Here is a 19,185-nt window from a genome sequence, read left to right on the forward strand (position 1 = left end):
TAAGCTCACCCCTTCTGCACACCCGGCTTGTTTGGATCAACGGCGAACTTTGCCCGGCTGGACAGTTTGCCGCCCGGTAAAGTCACCTGATCCAGCACCTTCAGATCCATGGTCAGATGCTTCTGGGTGACCTCACAAAGGCCATAACCGCGCTGATCATTGATCAGTTTAATATGCGGATTCTCGGCCAGCATGCCTTTGGCATTGCGCCGTTCCATTCCACCATCGCCACCGGACGAGATGGACGTGACCACAAACTCCGAAGCAACAACGGCGCTGGCGGGGTCCTTGTCGTCGAAGACCACATTGCCGACAATGTTCTGATGCTCGTCACCCGTCAGAACAACGGCGTTACGGATGTTATTGCCCTGAATGTGCTTCAGCAGGCGGGCGCGGGCCACGCGATAAGGGTCCCAACTATCGAGGTTGCGGATATTGGCGTCACCGGGTTCCCGGTCGCACGGCATCAGCATCACCTGTTGCGCCAGAAAGTTGAAGCGTGCCTTGCCCTGCGCCAGCCCATCGAACAGCCATTGCTCTTGTGCCTCACCCAAAACGGTCAGATTGGGATTGTCGACATCCGGGCAGGCAGCGCGGAAACCGTCGCGGCAGGGCTGGTCGCTGCGATACTGGCGGGTATCCAAAACATGCATCTCGGCCAGATCGCCAAAGCTGAACTTCCGGTAAAGCTGCATCCGCGCCCCGTCCGGAAGCGATGTCCGGCGGAAAGGCAGATGTTCATAATAGGCCTGGGCCGCCGCTGCCCGACGCAGGTGGAAGATATCCGGCGGGGTATTGTCCCAATTGAAGTCGCTGACCCAATTATCCACAATCTCATGATCGTCCCAGACCGCAATCCACGGGGCGGCAGCATGGGCCTTCTGCAGATCGGTATCCAGCTTATACCTGGCATAGCGTCGGCGATATTCATCCAGCGAGACCGGGTCGGGCAGGTCGGCACGGCGCGGGCTAGGCACCGTATCTTCCAGATATCGGCTGAAATAGAAGGGCCTTGAGTGCCCCTCATAGATATAGTCGCCGTGGTGATAGATGAAATCCACCTCTTCACGGGCCAAGTGATCGAAAGCGGTGAACAGACCCTGGTCGTAATTCTGACAGCCGGCGATGCCGAAGCGCAGTTTCGACACAGGCGCGCCCGCAGCGGGCGCGGTGACCGCCCTGCCTTGCATGGACCGGTGGTCACCGCAGCGGAAACGGTACCAGTAGGGACGGCCCGGCAACAGGCCCGCGACCTCGACATGCACAGCATGGCCCAGCTCGGGATGGGCCATGGCCGTGCCCTTGGTCGCCACCTTGCGGAACAGTCGGTCCTCCGCGACCTCCCAGTCGACGGGGATGATGTCGCTGGACATGCCGTAGCCCGGTTCCAGTGGGCGGGGGGCCAGACGTGTCCAGATGACGAAACCGTCAGGCCAGGGCTCCCCCGACGCGACGCCTAACTGGAAAGGGTAATCAATGAAATTGACAGCCGCGAAAGCCAGACGTGGGTCGACGGGAATGGCCAGCGCCGCCACTGCCAGACTCCCAGCCCCCCGCAGCAGTTGTCGGCGGGACAGGGCGATGGTCGACGGCAGCACGGACTTCATCAAGGACAACCCACGAAAGATGACCACCACTGCCGCCAGGGTGACGGATCAGCGGGCGGACTTGGCGGCAAACAGACAAACCGGCCTTCCGGTTTCGTCACCCTTGCTTGTGACACCGGTGGAGCCGCATTGGCAAGTGTCCGATGGATTATAATAAAGTTACAAAGCAGACCGGCGCCACACCTGCAATACCCATAAGCGGGTATTTCAAGACCCTGGTATCATTCGCCTCCCCGGCAAAGGCCGGGGAGACAGGAACAGAATATACCCCTCACGCGCCGATTGCCCCCCCACCCTTCTTGGTGATCACGACCACTGACGGGCGTGCGGGCATATTGTCCTTGAAGTCGGGCCAGCGTGTACCTGGATCGGCGAAGGTGCCGTTACGGTTACCGGACTTGGTGACCCGATCCACGGCGTCTGATCCCGGATGCTGGACGGACACGAACAGTGTCTGGTCATCGGGCGTGAAGGTGGGACCCGTCAATTCCGCGCCAACGGGTGTGCGGAAGAACAGGCGCGCGGTACCACGCAGCGGGCCTTGTGTTTCCATGGCCCAGATGCCGTCGGACGACCCGGATGTCCATTGCCACTTGGACCCCTGGTCTGTGCCCACCCACAGGCGTCCCATACTGTCGAAGGCGCAATTGTCGGGGCAGGAGAACCAGCCATTTTCCGTGGTGGCCTTGTTGAAGCTGGCACCGGTCTTCGGGTCCGCTGGATTGCCGGCCTTGACCAGGATCTCCCATTTGAACTTAGACGCCGCATGGTCACCGCCCGGCGGGTGCATCTCGATAATATGGCCCCAACTGTTGGCCGCGCGCGGGTTGGCGGCATTGGGCCGGGACGCAGCCACATGATGGGGCAGATCAGGCAAACGGTCGTCATTGTTGGTCAGCATGACATAGACCAGCCCGGTCTTGGGATTGACCTCCACATCCTCTGGCCGGTCCATGCGGGTGGCGCCGACCAGCGTGGCGGCAATGCGAGCCGCGATGACCACATCGCCCTGATCCTTGAAACCGTTGGCGGGCGTCAGCGGCCCCTGCCCCTGTACCAGCGGCAGCCAGGTGACGGTGCCATCGGCATCGAACCGCGCCACCGACAGGGTACCGTCATCCAGCAGTGTCATGTTGGCCTTGCGGTCGGCCGGGTTGAACTTGCCCTTGGACACGAACCGATACACATGCTCGAACCGCTGATCATCGCCCATATAGACGACGACCCGGCCATCCTTGTTCACGGTGACGCCGGCCCCTTCATGTTTGAACCGGCCCAGCGCTGTCAGCTTGCGCGGCGTGCTGGTCGGGTCATAGGGGTCGATCTCCACGATCCATCCATAGTGATTCGCGCCATAAGGTTCCTTGTTGATATGGAACCGGTCCTGGAACCGCCCCCACTGGTACCAGGGCGATGGCACCGTCATGCGGTCATAATTGCGCTGTTCGGGGTGGGTCTGATCGACGGTCCCCATGAAATAGCCGTCGATATTCTCCTCACCCGACAGGACCGTGCCCCAGGGGGTGACGCCGCCCGCGCAATTATTCAGCATGCCGATGACGCTGCGCCCATCCGGATGCTCCTTGGTCTTCATGCGGACATGGCCCGCCGCCGGCCCTGTAAATACCATCTTAGTGTTGAGCGCGTTGATACGGCGGTTGAACTTGCCGCCCTTCACATAGGCCCACTTGCCATCCTTGCCCCGCTTGACCTCAACCAGGCTGCCACTATGGGCCGCCATCTCGATCTCCACGATTTCCTTGGTAACGGCCTCGGGCGGATAGCGATCCTGGCCTTCCGGGGCCAGACCGGGGAACATCATCTCGGCCTGGGTATATTCATGGTTCACCCACAGCAGCCCATGATCAGCACTGTTGGAACCCTGGGGCAGCGGGAAAAAGGCCGTGTAATCGCAATTATAGCCGAACTGCTGCAACTGGCTGGCGGCGCTCTGCTTGTACGGGTCAAAATCCGGGCTGTCGGCGAACAAAGGATCGCCCCACCGGATCAGGACATCCGCATCATAACCGGGCGCCACATGGTGCTTGGCATCAATACCGCGTGTCAGCTCCTCGAAGCTGAAGCCGAATCCAGCCTGCTTCCCGGCGGCCCCCGCCGCCTGCGCCTCGTCCGCCATCAGGACCACGGGCACAGCCGGGGCAAAAGCGGCGATCGCGCTCGTGCCCAGCAGGCCGCGCAGGATGTCGCGCCGACCCAGCCTGGCCTGAATCACCTCGCCAAAGGTCGGCTCACTGTCCGGCGACGCGCCCGTATCCTGGATGGCCTCAAACTCTGCATGGGTCAGGAAACGGTTCTCGGACATGGGTGCTCACTCCGACGTAAGAGGATGTTCTTCAGGTTGTTCACACGCTGCTGGATGGCCTCACCCAGCATTTAAGGACGTCAGTCACCTCTCCGGATCGATGACGATCACGAGAGGTGGGTATTACATACGCCCCGCAAGCTACAGTTATTTGACAGCCTGCTGCCAGACCTGAAGGGCGGCGATGTGACACAGGCGGCAGATTCCGCATCGCCAAAGAGACCGACAGGCTTTGTCACCTTGCCGTGCGCTTGCGAACTGGCTAGCTTCACAGGCTGGTATGATTGCTGGGACCCTTTCCCGGTGGCGCCCGTTTTGGGACTGCTGCCCGGGGTTCCCCTGTTCGGAACGGAGCCGATGAAGTTTACCCGTCGTGCCGCAGCCGCGGCCCTTGCCCTTTTCATGTCCACCGCCGCCACGGTCGCGCCCGCTTTCGGGTTCGAACCGGCCATCGTCTTCGACATGGGCGGTCGTTTTGACAAGTCGTTCAATGAGGGGGCCAATAACGGCGCCGAACGTTTCAAGAAGGATACGGGCACTAATTTCCGCTGGTTCGAGGTCACCAATGAGGCGCAGCGTGAACAGTTCCTGCGCCGTCTGGCCAGCCGCAATGCCGATATCATCGTCTCTGTTGGTTTCTCCATGGCTCCGTCGGTGGAAAAGGTGGCCAAGGAGTTTCCCAATGTCCGTTTCACCCTGATCGATGGGAAGGTCGACCTTCCCAATGTGCAGTCGATTGAATTTGCTGAACATGAAGGCTCCTACCTCGTCGGCGTTCTGGCGGCCATGGCATCCAAGACGGGGACAGTGGGCTTTATCGGCGGCATGGATATCCCGCTGATCCGCCGTTTTGCTTGCGGCTATGAACAGGGCGTGAAGGCCACCAATCCCAAAGCCAACGTCATCGCTAACATGGCCGGCTCCACACCCGCCGCCTGGGCCGATCCCACGCGCGGCAGCGAACTGGCCAAAAGCCAGTTTGACCGCGGGGCCGATGTGATCTTCGCCGCCGCAGGGCAGACCGGCATGGGCGTTCTGCAGGCGGCAAGCGATGCTGGTAAGCTGTCCATCGGTGTCGACAGCAACCAGAACTACCTGTTCCCTGGCAAGGTGCTGACCTCCATGGTCAAGCGCGTGGATATCGCCGCTTATGAGGCATTCAAGACCGCGCAGGACGGCACCTGGAAGGCGGGTCACCGCCGCCTGGGCCTGAAGGAGGATGGCGTTGGCTGGGCCTTTGACGACAATAACAAAGCGCTGATCACGCCGGCCATGAAGGCCGCCGTGGACAAGGCCACCGCCGACATCAAGTCCGGCGCCCGCACCGTCGCCAATTATGACGACGCCAAGGGCTGCAAGTACTGATCGTCCCCTGACTGATTTTTGCGCCTGAGCAGGACCCATGTCGGCCGCCCCCTCCTCCGCTTCCCCCGCCTGGGCGGTCGAACTTGTCGGCATCGACAAGCGATTCGGCCCGGTCCATGCCAACCGCGACGTGACGCTGCGTTTCGCCCCCTCCAGCATTCATGGGCTGGTGGGGGAGAACGGGGCCGGCAAGTCCACCTTGATGAGCATTCTGTACGGCTTCTATGAGGCGGATGCCGGAGAGATTCTGGTTCGCGGCAAGCAGGTTGATATCCGCACACCTCAGGATGCGATCCGCCTGGGCATTGGCATGGTACATCAGCATTTCATGCTGGTAGAGACCTTCACCGTTCTGGAAAACCTCCTGCTGGGACATGAGGGCGGACCGGTCCTGGGTCCCGCCATGGCCCGTGCGCGAACCGAAGTACAGGCGCTGGAACAGCAGTTCGGACTGGAGGTGCCGCTGGACGCGCTGGTCTGCGACCTGCCCGTCGGCGTGCAACAGCGCGTGGAGATTCTGAAGGCGCTCTATCGCGGGGCCGACGTGCTGATCCTGGACGAACCGACGGCCGTTCTGTCCCCGCCAGAGGTGGAGCAGTTGTTCCGCATTCTGGAACGGCTGCGCCAGCAGGGGCGTACCGTCCTGCTGATTACCCACAAACTGAAAGAGATTATGGCCATCACCGACCGGGTGTCGGTGCTACGCCGGGGTCAAGTGGTTGCGGAGTTTGTCACTGCCGAAACCGACCGTCAGGCCCTGGCCGATGCCATGGTGGGGCGCAAGACCTCGCTGTCGGTGGATAAGGCACCCGCGAAACCCGGCCCGGTCTTGTTGGCGGCACAGAACCTGAATGTCGTCGATGCGCGCGGGGTCACGACGCTGAAGGATGCCTGCCTGACCGTACGGGCCGGCGAGATTGTGGGCATCGCCGGGGTAGCCGGCAATGGTCAGTCAGAGTTACTGGAAGTTCTGTCCGGCATGTGCCGTTTCGTTAGCGGAACGGTTACGCTGAAGGGTGAAGATATCGGTCCAGCCACTCAATATGACGCGGCCGATGCCCGCCGCCGGGGCGTTGCCCATGTACCGGAAGACCGGCTGAAGCTGGCCGTGATCAAGGACTTTCCGGCCCATGAAAGTGCTATCCTGGGGTACCACCAGGATAAATCTTTGTCCAAGGGCTGGCGGCTGGATTGGAAGCGCACCATTGCCAAGACTGTTTCGTTAATGGAACAATTTGACGTACGCCCACCCAACCCTAATTTGCGCACTGCATTGTTTTCGGGCGGCAATCAGCAGAAGCTGGTCATGGCCCGCGAGATGGAACGGGAGCCGGATATCCTGCTGGTGGGACAGCCGACACGCGGTGTCGATATCGGCGCGATCGCGTTCATTCACCGTCAGCTTGTGTCGCTTCGCGACCGGGGCAAGGCCATCCTGCTGGTCTCGGCAGAGTTGGATGAGATACTGGCCCTATCCGACCGTATTCTGGTGATGTGCGATGGTGAGATCGTAGGCGAACTGTCGGCGGCAGAGGCGACAGAGGGCCGGATCGGGACGATGATGGCGGGCATTAAGGACAGCCCGACCGCTGAAGGGGTTTCGGCATGAGTGCGGGCGGTTCCGATAATCTTCCCTGGTGGGTGACAGGTCTGCTGCTGCCCGCAATCAATGTGGGCCTGGCACTGGCCGTCTCAGCCCTGGTCATTCTGGCGATTGGCGAGGATCCGCTGGGTGCGCTGGGGTCCATGCTGCGTGGCGCTCTGGGGACTGGTGAGGGCATTGGCTACACGCTTTATTACGCCACCAGCCTGATCTTCACGGCACTCGCCGTGGCCATCGCCTTTCATGGCGGCCTGTTCAATATCGGCGGCGAGGGGCAGGCCTATATTGGCGGTCTGGGGGTGGGTCTTGTGCTGCTGTCCCTGCCCGGCTGGCCCTGGTGGGCGGCACTCCCCCTGTCGGTGCTGGGCGGTGCGGCCTTCGGCGCGCTCTGGGCCGCGATCCCTGGCTGGCTGCAGGCCTATCGCGGCAGCCATATCGTCATCACGACCATCATGTTCAATTTCATCGCGTCCTCGCTGATGGTTTACCTGATGGTTAATGTCCTGATCAAACCGGGGCAGATGTCGCCGGAAAGCGAGGCGTTTAGCGCCTCTCTGTTTCTGCCCATGATGGCCGACATGATGGCCGGTATCGGGATTGAGATGGCGGCCTCGCCGCTGAATTTCTCGCTGTTCCTGGCGCTGCTGGCCTGTGTGGCTGTCTGGGCCTTTATCTGGCACACGCGCTGGGGCTTTGCCTTGCGTGCCACGGGCGCCAATGAGAACGCCGCCCTTTATGCTGGCATTGATCCAAAACGGGTCATCGTCGTGACCATGGCCCTGTCGGGTGCGCTCGCCGGCCTGCTGGGCGTGAATGAACTGCATGGGGTGCAGCACCGGCTGATGCTGAATTTCCCGGCGGGTCTGGGCTTTACGGGCATTGCCGTGGCCCTGATGGGTCGCAACCATCCTGCCGGCATCATCCCCGCCGCCCTGCTGTTCGGCGCGCTCTATCAGGGGGGGACCGAACTGGTCTTTGATTACCCGACCATCAGCCGCGAACTGGTGGTGGTGATCCAGGGTGTCGTCATCCTGTTCGCCGGTGCCTTGGAACATATGTTCCGTCCGGCCCTGGTGCGCCTCTTCTCCCGCCGCCCGGTGGCGGCTTCCAAGCCGGCGGGGGCCTGATCCCATGGACATCTTCCTGACGCTCCTGTCGCTGCTGGACAGCACGGTCCGCCTTGCCACGCCCTTGCTGCTGGCCGCATTGGCCGGCTTCTATTCGGAACGGGCCGGCGTGGTCGATATCGGGCTGGAGGGCAAGATGCTGGTCGCCGCCTTCGCGTCTGCCGCCGCTGCCGCCCTCTATGGTTCCGCCTGGATGGGTTTAGGGGCCGGCATTCTGGCATCGCTGCTTCTGGCCCTGCTGCATGGCTTTGCCTGCATCACGCATAGGGGCAACCAGGTCGTGTCCGGCGTGGCGCTGAACATCGTCGCGTTGGGTCTGACGGCGGTACTGGGCAATGCGTGGTTCCAGATGGGGGGGCGCACCCCCAACCTGCCGGCCGATGCCCGCTTTGGTGAAATCACCCTGCCCCTGGCCAACGCCCTGCAGGGCGTTCCCCTGTTGGGTCCCCTCTATGTTGAGCTGATCAGCGGCCATAACATCCTGGTTTATCTGGCGCTGGGCATCGTGCCCCTGACCTGGTGGATCGCCTATCGCACCCGCTTCGGCCTGCGCCTGCGCGCTGTGGGCGAAAACCCCGCCGCCGTGGATACGGGGCCGGCATCTCCGTCACCAAACTGCGCTATCAGGCCGTCCTGATTGCGGGCCTGCTGTGCGGCATCGCCGGCGCCTATCTGTCCACGGCCCAAGGGGCCGGGTTCCAGACCAACATGACGGCGGGCAAGGGCTTCCTGGCCTTGGCGGCCCTCATCCTGGGCAAGTGGAAGCCGGTGCCGACCCTGTTCGCCTGTCTGCTTTTTGCCTTCGCCGATGCGTTGCAGACGCGGTTGCAGGGTGTGGCCCTGCCCGGCATCGGCGAGGTGCCGGTACAGTTGATCGAGGCTTTGCCCTACCTGCTGACCGTCCTGCTCCTGGCTGGCTTCGTCGGTAAGGCGATCCCGCCCAAGGCCAGTGGACGGCCTTATGTGAAGGACCGGTAGAGGCGGCACCCAACCGTAGGCAGGGCGAGGCTCTGCCTCCCCCTAGCTTACGACGCCTCCGCCTGGGTCTCCGCCACCGGCGCCAGGGCCAGCTTGCTTGCCACAATCGCCGCCTGCGTGCGACTGACCACGCCCAGGCGGCGCAGGATCACCGTAACATGCGCCTTCACGGTGGTTTCCACCACGCCCATCTCGTACGCGATCTGCTTGTTCAGCTTGCCCTCGGCAATGCCGCCCAGCACCCGCAATTGCTGCGGCGTCAAGCCCGCCACACGGGCGGCCATGTCGGCATCGGCCACGGGGGCCTGGGCATGGGCCGGGGTAACCGGCACTGGGCAACCAGACGGCCCCGTCCAGAACAGCGCGGATAGCGTCACTGATGTGGGTGATGGGGGCGGATTTCGGCACAAAGCCGGCAGCACCATATTCCATGGCGCGGTGAATGGTGGCCGCATCTTCGGACGCCGACACCACAATGATGGGAATGGTCGGATGTTCATGGCGCAGCAGGGCCAAGCCGATCAGCCCATTCATACCCGGCATATGCAGGTCGAGCAGAATAGTGTCGATAGAGGATTCACGTTTCAGCGCCGCTTCGACATCGGCAAAACAGGCGGCCTCCACCGTGGTGAGATCCGGCAGAGTCCCCGCCACAGATTGGCATAAGGCAGCGCGCATCAACGGATGATCATCGGCCACCAGAACCCTGATCGACATTCCCTTTGCCCCTCCCAGTTATTCATGCCTGCGGCTGTTTCGCCGCTTTTTTGACAGGGCGATTCAATGCCCATCCGCCGCTGGACGCAAGCCCGCATTTCACAAAAAAGAATATGGCGGGTGGTCTTCACCACCCGCCAGGTTTTCAAGGGGAAATCATCAAGGACGCGACGGCCATTAATCGTCTGCGTAGATGTCGATATCCTTGGTTTCTTTCACGAACAGCAGGCCGATGACCAGCGTGCCGGCCGCAACAATGATCGGGTACCAGAGACCGGAATAAATGTCGCCGGTTGCCGCGACGATGGCCAGGCTGGTCGCCGGCAGGAACCCACCAAACCAGCCATTACCGATATGGTAGGGCAGCGACATCGAGGTGTAGCGAATGCGGGTCGGGAACATCTCCACCAGCATGGCGGCGATGGGGCCATAAACCAGCGTCACATAGATCACCAGGATGGTCAGAAGAACGACGACCATCGGCTTGTTGATCTTCTCCGGGTTGGCCTTTGCCGGATAACCAGCGGCCTTCAACGCGTCGCCCAGGCTCTTGTCGAATTCGGCGGCAGCGGTCTTCGGATCAGCCGGGGCGGCACTGCTGTGGGCGGGGCCATGCAGTGACACTTCCGTCTTGGTGGCAACACTGGCGCCATCATAGGCGGTGATGACGGTCTCACCGACCTTGATCACGGCCAGACTGCCAGCGGGGGCCGCCTCGTTAGAGTAGGGCACGCCCTTCTTCACCAGCGCCGACTTGGCGATATCGCAGGAGCTGGTGAATTTGGAGGTACCGACGGGATTGAACTGGAAAGAACAGCTTTCCGGATCGGCAATGACCACGACCGGCGAGGTGGCGACAGCCTGTTCCAACTCCGGATTGGCGAAATGGGTGATGCCCTTGAAGATGGGGAAGTAGGTGACAATGGCCAGGACCAGACCGGCCATGATGATCGGCTTGCGGCCAATCTTGTCAGCCAGGGTGCCGAACACCACGAAGAAGGGCGTGCCGATCAGCAGGGCGGCGGCGATCAGCAGGTTGGCCGTATAGGCATCGACCTTCAGGGTCGAGGTCAGGAAGAACAGGGCATAGAACTGACCCGTGTACCAGACCACCGCCTGACCCGCGACCAGACCAACCAGGGCCAGGATCACGATCTTGAGGTTCTTCCAGTTGCCAAAGGCTTCGGTCAGGGGCGCCTTGGAGTGCTTGCCCTCTTCCTTCATCTTCTTGAAGGCCGGGCTTTCGTTCAGCATCAGGCGGATCCAGACGGAAATGCCCAGCAGCACGATGGAGATCAGGAACGGGATACGCCAGCCCCAATTCTCGAAATCTTCCACGGACATGGAGGAGCGGCAAGCCAGAATGATCAACAGCGACAGGAACAGACCCAAGGTCGCTGTCGTCTGAATCCAGGACGTGTAATTGCCGCGGCGGCCATGCGGCGCATGTTCGGCCACATAGGTCGCAGCACCACCATATTCACCGCCCAGCGCCAGACCCTGCAGCATACGCAGGATAATCAGGATGATGGGGGCGGCAATGCCGATGGTGGCGTAATTGGGCAGGATACCGACGACAAAGGTCGAGGCACCCATGATCAGGATGGTGACGAGGAAGGTATATTTGCGACCAATCAGATCCCCCAGCCGCCCAAAGACCAGCGCACCGAAGGGACGCACAAAGAAGCCGGCGGCAAAGGCCAGCAGGGCAAAAATCATCGCCGCCGTTTCATTCACGCCGGAGAAGAACTGCTTGGCGATAACCGCCGCCAGCGAACCGTAAAGGTAGAAATCGTACCATTCGAACACGGTGCCAAGTGAAGAGGCGAAAATCACCTTCTTCTCTTCCTTGGTCATCGGGGCTGGTTCCGCCCCGCCCACTGCCACATTAGCCATGTGCCCTCCCTTTTGCGCAGATAGCGTCAAACGGACCGGCCCCGGCCTTTATGTGTGCCGCCCCACCGGGCGACCTTTTGTTGGGCGTCCGGGTCGATCCTGAGGATGTGACGATGGGACAGACGGAAGGTTAACGCAGCCCCGACCTTGGTCGCTTCGACCTTGGTCCAGAGGATTGAAACCATTGCGAAATTGGTGCGGCGCAACATAAGTCACAGATCGACCGCACTGGCTATTCAGCCCCCCTCCCGCTATTGACGATGAGGCCGCGTTTCGCGATGGAGGTCGAACGCAACACCGAGCAAAATCGACATCTGCCGCAGGTAAAGAGCGTCATCCTCCGACCATTCCCGAACACGCCCGCCTTGCTCACAGCACATCACCGCAAACGGCTTGCCCTGGGTGAACACGACATGGTCCAGCAGCGAGCGCACATCACGCTGTGCCAGATAGGGCCGAAGGCAGCTTGTCGCAGGATGGGTCAGGGCATCATCCGCCACCACCCTTCCTTCCTGCTGCAAGGCCAGGAAATACTGGGGACTGTCGGCCGACCGCAGGAACGTACCACGCAAGAGGCGTGCATCGCGGGCATCATAAAGGGCAGCGCACTCAATGCCGGTTCCATCTCTGTCGAAGAACCAGACGCTGCCGCTGCTGACACCCAGATCTTCCACAATATCCCGGCAGGCCGCTTCAAACACAGGCGAAAGATCTTCCGCCCGGCCCTGAAACACTGCCAGGGCTGCCCGTACATGTCGCATGCACGCCTCCGCCACAAGACCGCCCAGGGGCAATCCCTACAGCAGCGACACGATTATTCATGGTGAGGGCGGCCCACGCAACACCGTTGCTTGAAAATCGCATTCAGCCCATCAAGGCGGCGATGCGCCGTGACAGGGCCGCCAGATGCGCCCGCTGCCCGTCGGTCAGGCCAGCCGGCCCCACCTTAAGCTGTTCCAGGGCCGTCACTGTGCGATCCACCTGCCGCAAGGCCACTGTGACCCTGTCCGTGGACAGGCCTGCCGTGGCGGCATTGGCCGGCGCCTGGCTGGCCTTCTCGGACCGAATGGCACGCACCGTCAACGCCCCCTGACAGGCCCGGTCCCATAAGGCCATCTGACGATCGGGATCATCAATAGTCGCCAGTTCCACCAGCATCGACCGCGACACCTGCCGTTCATGCTGTGGATAGCTTTTGACAATGTCGGGGTGCAGGGTCAGCAGACGCAGGGTGGAACTGATCTGACCCTGTGTGCGGCCGATGGCCCGGCCCAGCGCATCCTGTGTATAGTGATGTTTGTCCATCAGCCTTTGCAGCGCCGCCGCCTCTTCCAGGGCGTTCAGATCCTGGCGCTGCAAATTCTCGATCAGGGCGATTTCATCGACATCGCCGCTAGTGATCAGGGCCGGCAGCCAATCCCAGTCCAGCCGTCTGGCCGCCCGCCAACGCCGCTCCCCGGACACAATCTCATACATCTCAGCATCGTCCGGTGCCGGGCGCACCAACAGGGGATGCAAAAGGCCGACGCGCGCCATGCTGGCTGCCAGTTCGTCCAGCGCGGCAAGGTCGAAATGCCGGCGTGGCTGGTCCGGCCGGGGCCGCAACTGTTGCAGGGCCAGCGTCAGAACGCGCGGTGACTGGCGGTCATCGTCGCTGTCGGCAAGGGTTTGTACCGGAAGGGGGGGCGTTGTCTGCACGCGTGGTGGGTCGGTCAGGTGGACATACCCTGGCATTAGAACAATCGTTCCCCGGCGTCAATCAAGGCGGTGAGGCACCAACCTGAGCGACGCCATCAAGCACTGGGCGGCAGCGGCATCGCTGGTCGACCGTATCACGACAGCAGCTTGTCCAAAGGAGTGAAAATCGGCTGTTCGGGCAGGGCCGCAAACGTAGAGGGCGTGACGGTCCGACGTTCATAAAGACAGACCGGTGTCCCGTCAGGCAGATGCATCGGCACCCACCGGGTCAAAGCATGACGCAGCGTCATGCCGCCCGGTACATATTGCAGCCAGATCAGGCGCATCGTAGCCATCACCATTTCGCCGCCATAGAACCGGCCCTGACTGTTCAGCAGGCTGTCGGCCTCCGCGGTCAGTTCAACATGCTGCCGCGTGCGCGGGGCAAAAAAGATATCACGCCCAAAAGGCTGTTCGGCGGCAAGCGCGTCACTCAGCTCCAGAATACGGCTGGGGGCGCCGACCTTCGGCGATCGGTCACAACGAAAAAGATAACGCCCGGCCTTGCTTTGCCTGATCATGCTGGAAAGGCGCGCCTCTTCCACGGGCTGCCCCAAGAGGTCACGCACCAGACGCTGCACAGTGCAATCGGGAAGGTCGTCCCCATTCTCCCAACTACGCAAAGAGCAGACCGACACGTTCAGTTGGGCCGCCATCTGGGCGATCGTCCAGAACCGGGTGCCGCGCACCATGCGCAACAGATCCGGCCAACAAACATCACCAGTGTCCACGATCTGTGTGTTCATGCTGTCCGGAATGAGAAACAGAATGCCAAATAGAGTTTATACTAGCTTCAGACTTCCTGCACAGCAGGAAAAGCGTAAAGCTAATTAAAATACGATGTGCTGTTGCACTATATTCACCGGCAGAGGGGGCGGCGACCGCCGCCACCCCACCTTGTCTCTCACACACTCTGCGACTTAGGCAGGTAATCCTGGGCAATCAACCAGAAATTCAGCGCCACACCGAACAGGCAAAACAGCATGCCACCCAAAAACATTCCTGTGTCCTGTGCACCGGCCGCCAGAAAAAGACCCAGGAAACCCAAGGCGATTCCGACCAGACGCAAAACAACATTAGTCACAATGTTTCTCCTTAGCAGGTTGCGAGGCGGGCACCGGCAGAGGGTGCCCGTCGTCAAAAAGGACACGGGCGCCAGCCCCGTCCAGGTCTTCAAACTGTCCGCTGCGCACGGACCACAGGAAGGCCGCCAAACCCAGCAGGCCCATACCCAGCGCAATCGGGATCAGGAACAAAAGGCTGGTCATCGACGCCCCTCCATTGGAGATGTTCGCGGGTGATCGGAAACCCTATTGGCAACTTTTGCGGCCGCGTCGGCGTGCGCGTGTAAGACCGGGGCAGGCGCCGGCGCCAAATGCAAGGACCGCCGCGACAGGCGCAGCGCATTGCCCAGAACCACCAACGACGAACTGGACATGGCGAGGGCCGCAATCAGCGGGGTGGCATGCCCCAGCATGGCAATGGGCACAGCGCACAGATTATAGAAAAGCGAAAAGCCCAGATTCTGCAGAACCAACCGGTCAGCCCGACGGGCCACGTCCAACAACTCTGCCACCGGGGCCAGTCGGTCGCCCTGAAACACGGCGTCGGCGGCATTCTGCGCCACATCCACCGCGCTGCCCGGAGAGGCTGAAACATCGGCTGCCGAGAGGGCGGCTGCATCGTTCAACCCATCACCGACCATCAGCACATGGCGACCCTCGGCCTTCATGGTTGCCAGGGCAGCAGCCTTGCCAGCGGGGTCGACCCCGGCATGGCTGTTACTGATGCCCAACCGCACGGCCATGGCGGTCACCACCGGTTCCCGATCGCCGGAAATCAGCGCCAGTCTGTAACCTTTGCGGCGCAGATCAGCCACCACCGCCAGGGCGTCAGCCCGCGGGCTGTCGGCAAAGGTGAACCGCACCGGTTGACGGCCAGGGCGGGACAGCCACAGTTCAGGCCCTTCGATCAAGCCACCGGGTACGCTGACCGGTCCGACGAACCCACGACGGCCCAAACGGACCATGCCGTCCGGCCCCGGCCATTCCAGCCCGGCGCCTGGCACCTCCCGCACCCCGTCGGCAACGGGCCCCGGCCCAGCGGCCCGTACGATGGCCCGCGACAGGGGGTGGCGGCTGGACCGGGCGAGGCGGGCCGCCAGATCCAAATCGGCACCATCACGGGCCGGATCGGGCAGAAGGTCCGGACGCCCCAAGGTCAATGTACCGGTCTTGTCAAAGACAATAGTATCGACCTTAGCCAACCGTTCCAGGGCAGTCGCGGATTTCAACAGAATGCCGCCGCGCATCAACCGCCCCGTCGCCACAACCTGTACCGCTGGTACCGCAAGGGCCAGGGCGCAGGGGCAGGTGATGATCAGGACGGCGACGGCGATAAACAAGGCCTCCTGCCAAGCGATCCCAACCCAGAGGACCCAGACCAAGAAGGTGGCCAAGGCGGCGCTATGCACCACGGGCGTGTAGGAACGGGCCACACGGTCGGCCAGGGCCACATAACGGGCCCGTCCCTGTTCGGCGGCTTCCATCAGTCGCACGATCTCAGCCAGAAGAGTGCCTTCACCCCGCGCAGACACCGTCAGACGCAGCGGCGCTGACAGGTTGACCATGCCGGCAAACAGGCGATCGCCGGGCCGGGCCGGTTGGGGATGGCTTTCCCCGGTGACCACCGAGGTGTCGATATCCGACACACCATCGGCTACGGTCCCGTCGACCCCGATCCGCTCTCCCACCGCGACCATGACTGTGGCCCCCACCGGCACCTGTGCGGGGGCTGTGGGTACGGCCATGCCGGCATCGTTCAACACCATCACCGGAGCGCGGCCCAGGGCCAGAAGATGTTCCGCAGCCCCCCGTGCCCGGCCGCGTGCACGCGCATCCAGGAACCGCCCGACCAGCAGGAAAAACAGCAGCATGACAGCGCCATCGAAATAGGCATGCGCCCCGTGCCGCGCCGTTTCCCACAAGCTGACACTGGTGGCCAGCGTCACGCCCAGGGAAATGGGGACATCCATATTTGTCCGTCCGGCGCGCAACGCATTCACGGCTGACCGGAAAAAGGGGCGGCCCGCATAGGCCACGATCGGGACGGCGATCAAGGCCGACAACCAATGCATCAGTGTGCGCGTCGCCTCCCCCATGCTGCCCGCATGGCCGGACCAGACGGACACAGACAGCAGCATGATATTCATCATGCCGAATCCGGCCACCGCCATGGCGCGCACCAGTTCCTTTTCTGCCTGCTTCTGGGGATCATCGGCCCCTTCCGTCCCGGCCACGGCCGGGCGATAGCCCAGGCGACGAACAATACCGGCCAGCCTTTCCGCGATGCCGGCCCCACCATCGTCCACGCCGGTGGCGCCCGTGCTGGTGTCGGTGTTCCGCCAGTTCACCAACAACCGGCGCGTTGTCAGGTTCATCCGCGCGGCGGTGACCCCCGGCGCCCGCCGCAACGCGCATTCGATGAGCCAGACACAGGCCCCACAGGTCACCCCATCCACCACCAAGCGCAAACAATACGACCCATCCGGCAACAACTCCACCGCCGCCGACAGGTCCAGTGGTACCGGGTCTTGCGCTGGCGGAATGGGTGCGGCCGTGTCGCGTCGGGCATAATAGGCATCGAGACCCAGATCATGGATCAGGCCATAAGCATCGGCGCAGGCCGGGCTGCAAAAACGCTCCCCCGCCACGACCGCCTGCCCACAATGGGCGCATCCCGGGCAAACACCGTGATCAGGCACAGGATTGATGGCAGGGGATGGGGTGGATGTCATTTGGGCACCATGATGCGCTGCACCAATAGGTACTGATCGTCGCCATGGCGCAGTGCCGCCTTCACATCCCATTGACCGGGATAAGGCGCATCCAGCCGAGCCACGAATCGCCCATCGCCAGTGGCTTCAAAGTCCAATGGCAGCGGGGCAGCATTGCTGACCGGCCGCTCCAGTCGACCGGTAATGCCGACATCATTCAGGGGCTGTCCATTCCGGTCCTGAAGACGCAGGACAAGCTGCCCGGCCTCGACATTCACCGACACACGCCAGCCCAGTGCATCCTGTCCCTTCTGGGCGGCCAACACATCATTGTAACGCACCCCCCGCTCATAGGGTTTCTCCACGGCAAGGCCGGAATAGGAGCTGAGCGCATAGGTCACCATCACCGCATTGACGGCGATGACAACCAGCATGGCTCCGACAAACACCCAGGGAATCCAGTTGCTTTTGCGCGGCTGATCGATGGTCATGGCCATGGCTCAATCCCTGTTGTGAGGGTTACGGAGATGGGGGCCGACAAACACCGCGTCATAGGCGTCGCCCTCCCCGCGCACCGGGTTGGTCAGCACAAATTCAATCTTCACCCGTTCATCCCGCGCCCGGTCGGGCGGGGCCGTCACAAAGACGCGGAAGGTGGCGACCTTGTCGGACTTGACGGGCAGAATCACCGACTGACCACCGCCAGCTTCGCCGACATCCTGAACCAGCAGATGTGCATCCTTCAGCCCTTTCAGGCTTAACAGAAAATCCACCGCCTCGCGGCGCTTGTTCAGCACCTTCAGGGTATAGCCGTTGCGCACGCCGCCATCCGACAATGTCACAAACAGCGGCGCGCGATCGCGCAGCACATTCACTTCCACCGTCGTCCGGAGCAGCAGGGCCGCCAGCATCACGGCGCCAACCAGGGCCAACAGGCCGGCGTAAATGATGGTGCGCGGGCGCACGATCTTCCATGGGGCGCGGCCGCCCTTGGCACGGGCCTGCTGGCGTGCCTCGGTATCAAAGGTGATCAATTCACGCGGACGCCCGACCTTGTCCATGATCTGGTTGCAACTGTCGATGCAAAGGCCACAACCGATGCATTCCAGTTGCAGCCCATCGCGGATATCAATCCCGGTGGGGCAGACGGTCACGCATTGACCGCAATCGATACAGTCGCCGCGCCCGTCCCAACTGGTGCCTGCCTTGTGCGGTCCGCGTGTCTCTCCACGCCAACGCTCATAGGTGACGACCATGGACTGGTCATCCAGCATGGCGGCCTGGAAACGCGGCCAGGGACACATGTAGGTGCAGACCTGTTCACGCGCCCAGCCGGCCAGGACATAGGTGGTGGTGGTGAACAGGCCCACGAAGAAATACTGGACCAGCGTCGCCTGACCGGTAAAGAACTGCACCACAAAGGTCGGCGCATCGTTGAAATACAGCGCCCAGGCCCCGCCTGTCGCCAGGGCGATCAGCAGCCAGGCCGTGTGTTTGGCCGTCCGTTTCACGATCTTCTCTGCGCTGATTGGCGCCTTGTCCAGGCGCATACGGGCCCCACGATCCCCTTCAATCCAGCGCTCAACCAACATGAACAGGTCGGTCCACACAGTCTGCGGGCAGGCATATCCACACCAGAGCCGCCCGAACAACGCCGTGACCAGAAACAAACCCAGCGCGCCCAACACGAGCAAGCCAGTGATGAAGTAAACCTCCTGGGGCCAGATCTCGATTCCGAACAGGTAGGCGCGCGGTGCGCCCATGTCGATCAGCAGGGCCTGGCTTGGCGCGTCCGGACCCCGGTCCCACCGCACCCAGGGTGCTAGATAATAGAGCGTGAGGCAGAAGATCAGCACCGCCCATTTGATGGTGCGGTACTTGCCCGTCACTGATTTAGGCTGCACCTTGACGCGCGCGGCATAAAGCGACGGCGGGGCCGCGACAGTCGCCGGCTTTGCCGCCGACTTACGCGCACCCTCAAACGCCGTCTGCGCCACATCCGCCGCAGCGGCCTTCTCCAGCAATGTCTCCGGCCCGGCCATCGGGGCACCCCTTGG

At 62.2% G+C, this 19,185-nt stretch carries 17 protein-coding genes and 1 pseudogene; 5 read left to right on the top strand and 13 right to left on the bottom strand.

Annotated elements, in window-relative coordinates:
* Positions 1-5: 5 nt before the first annotated feature.
* Both CHU95_RS07635 and CHU95_RS07640 read right to left on the bottom strand, forming a co-directional pair.
* Positions 6-1,607: an alkaline phosphatase D family protein gene (locus CHU95_RS07635; protein ID WP_094455479.1), complete on the bottom strand. Its 1,602-nt coding sequence runs from the start codon at positions 1,605-1,607 to the stop codon at positions 6-8.
* A gap of 271 nt (positions 1,608-1,878) precedes the next feature.
* Positions 1,879-3,930, bottom strand: coding sequence for a PhoX family protein (locus CHU95_RS07640; RefSeq protein WP_094455359.1), 2,052 nt, complete (start codon positions 3,928-3,930; stop codon positions 1,879-1,881).
* A 357-nt stretch (positions 3,931-4,287) separates the two neighbouring features.
* Between CHU95_RS07640 and CHU95_RS07645 the strand changes: the two genes are divergently transcribed.
* Genes CHU95_RS07645 through CHU95_RS23130 form a run of 5 tightly spaced genes read left to right on the top strand, consistent with a single transcriptional unit; the run spans position 4,288 to position 9,003 of the window.
* Positions 4,288-5,295, top strand: coding sequence for a BMP family lipoprotein (locus tag CHU95_RS07645; protein ID WP_094455361.1), 1,008 nt, complete (start codon positions 4,288-4,290; stop codon positions 5,293-5,295).
* Positions 5,296-5,332: 37 nt separating this feature from the next.
* Complete coding sequence (locus CHU95_RS07650) at positions 5,333-6,904, top strand: ABC transporter ATP-binding protein (protein WP_094455363.1); 1,572 nt, start codon at positions 5,333-5,335, stop codon at positions 6,902-6,904.
* The gene (locus CHU95_RS07655) at positions 6,901-8,025 is read left to right on the top strand and encodes an ABC transporter permease (RefSeq protein WP_094455365.1); all 1,125 of its coding nucleotides are present in this window, start codon (positions 6,901-6,903) and stop codon (positions 8,023-8,025) included. Before CHU95_RS07650 ends, CHU95_RS07655 begins: the two co-directional genes overlap by 4 nt.
* Positions 8,026-8,029: 4 nt before the next feature.
* Complete coding sequence (locus tag CHU95_RS23125) at positions 8,030-8,662, top strand: ABC transporter permease (RefSeq protein ID WP_342744709.1); 633 nt, start codon at positions 8,030-8,032, stop codon at positions 8,660-8,662.
* Positions 8,545-9,003 carry an ABC transporter permease subunit gene (locus tag CHU95_RS23130; RefSeq protein WP_342744710.1) on the top strand — a complete coding sequence of 153 codons (459 nt, stop codon included), beginning with the start codon at positions 8,545-8,547 and terminating at the stop codon, positions 9,001-9,003. Before CHU95_RS23125 ends, CHU95_RS23130 begins: the two co-directional genes overlap by 118 nt.
* Before the next feature lie 47 nt (positions 9,004-9,050).
* Here the strand turns inward: CHU95_RS23130 and CHU95_RS22855 are convergent, their stop codons facing one another.
* The 11 genes and pseudogenes from CHU95_RS22855 to ccoG form a co-directional block, all read right to left on the bottom strand.
* Positions 9,051-9,335, bottom strand: a complete 285-nt coding sequence (locus tag CHU95_RS22855) for a helix-turn-helix domain-containing protein (protein WP_245837948.1) — start codon at positions 9,333-9,335, stop codon at positions 9,051-9,053.
* 94 nt (positions 9,336-9,429) lie between these two features.
* Positions 9,430-9,720: pseudogene (locus CHU95_RS22860) on the bottom strand (response regulator); the annotation flags it as partial.
* A 177-nt stretch (positions 9,721-9,897) separates the two neighbouring features.
* On the bottom strand, positions 9,898-11,616 hold the full coding sequence (locus CHU95_RS07670) for an MFS transporter (protein WP_094455367.1): 1,719 nt from the start codon (positions 11,614-11,616) through the stop codon (positions 9,898-9,900).
* A gap of 251 nt (positions 11,617-11,867) precedes the next feature.
* Complete coding sequence (locus tag CHU95_RS07680; RefSeq protein WP_094455371.1) at positions 11,868-12,377, bottom strand: GAF domain-containing protein; 510 nt, start codon at positions 12,375-12,377, stop codon at positions 11,868-11,870.
* A gap of 103 nt (positions 12,378-12,480) precedes the next feature.
* Positions 12,481-13,350, bottom strand: coding sequence for a ParB/RepB/Spo0J family partition protein (locus CHU95_RS07685; protein WP_094455373.1), 870 nt, complete (start codon positions 13,348-13,350; stop codon positions 12,481-12,483).
* A gap of 98 nt (positions 13,351-13,448) precedes the next feature.
* A complete protein-coding gene (locus CHU95_RS07690; RefSeq protein ID WP_094455375.1) occupies positions 13,449-14,099 on the bottom strand; it encodes a helix-turn-helix domain-containing protein in 651 nt (216 codons plus the stop codon).
* A 158-nt stretch (positions 14,100-14,257) separates the two neighbouring features.
* Positions 14,258-14,437, bottom strand: coding sequence for a hypothetical protein (locus tag CHU95_RS07695; protein ID WP_094455377.1), 180 nt, complete (start codon positions 14,435-14,437; stop codon positions 14,258-14,260).
* The gene (gene ccoS, locus CHU95_RS07700; protein ID WP_094455379.1) at positions 14,430-14,621 is read right to left on the bottom strand and encodes a cbb3-type cytochrome oxidase assembly protein CcoS; all 192 of its coding nucleotides are present in this window, start codon (positions 14,619-14,621) and stop codon (positions 14,430-14,432) included. Before ccoS ends, CHU95_RS07695 begins: the two co-directional genes overlap by 8 nt.
* Positions 14,618-17,149 (bottom strand): heavy metal translocating P-type ATPase, encoded by a 2,532-nt coding sequence (locus tag CHU95_RS07705; RefSeq protein WP_094455381.1) that lies wholly within the window; start codon positions 17,147-17,149, stop codon positions 14,618-14,620. Before CHU95_RS07705 ends, ccoS begins: the two co-directional genes overlap by 4 nt.
* Complete coding sequence (locus tag CHU95_RS07710; RefSeq protein WP_094455383.1) at positions 17,146-17,625, bottom strand: FixH family protein; 480 nt, start codon at positions 17,623-17,625, stop codon at positions 17,146-17,148. The genes CHU95_RS07705 and CHU95_RS07710 overlap by 4 nt, the downstream gene beginning before the upstream one ends.
* Positions 17,626-17,628: 3 nt before the next feature.
* Positions 17,629-19,170 carry a cytochrome c oxidase accessory protein CcoG gene (ccoG, locus tag CHU95_RS07715; protein ID WP_094455385.1) on the bottom strand — a complete coding sequence of 514 codons (1,542 nt, stop codon included), beginning with the start codon at positions 19,168-19,170 and terminating at the stop codon, positions 17,629-17,631.
* Between the last annotated feature and the right edge of the window lie 15 nt (positions 19,171-19,185).

Origin of the sequence: Niveispirillum lacus (assembly GCF_002251795.1) — a bacterium.
Taxonomy (GTDB): domain Bacteria; phylum Pseudomonadota; class Alphaproteobacteria; order Azospirillales; family Azospirillaceae; genus Niveispirillum; species Niveispirillum lacus.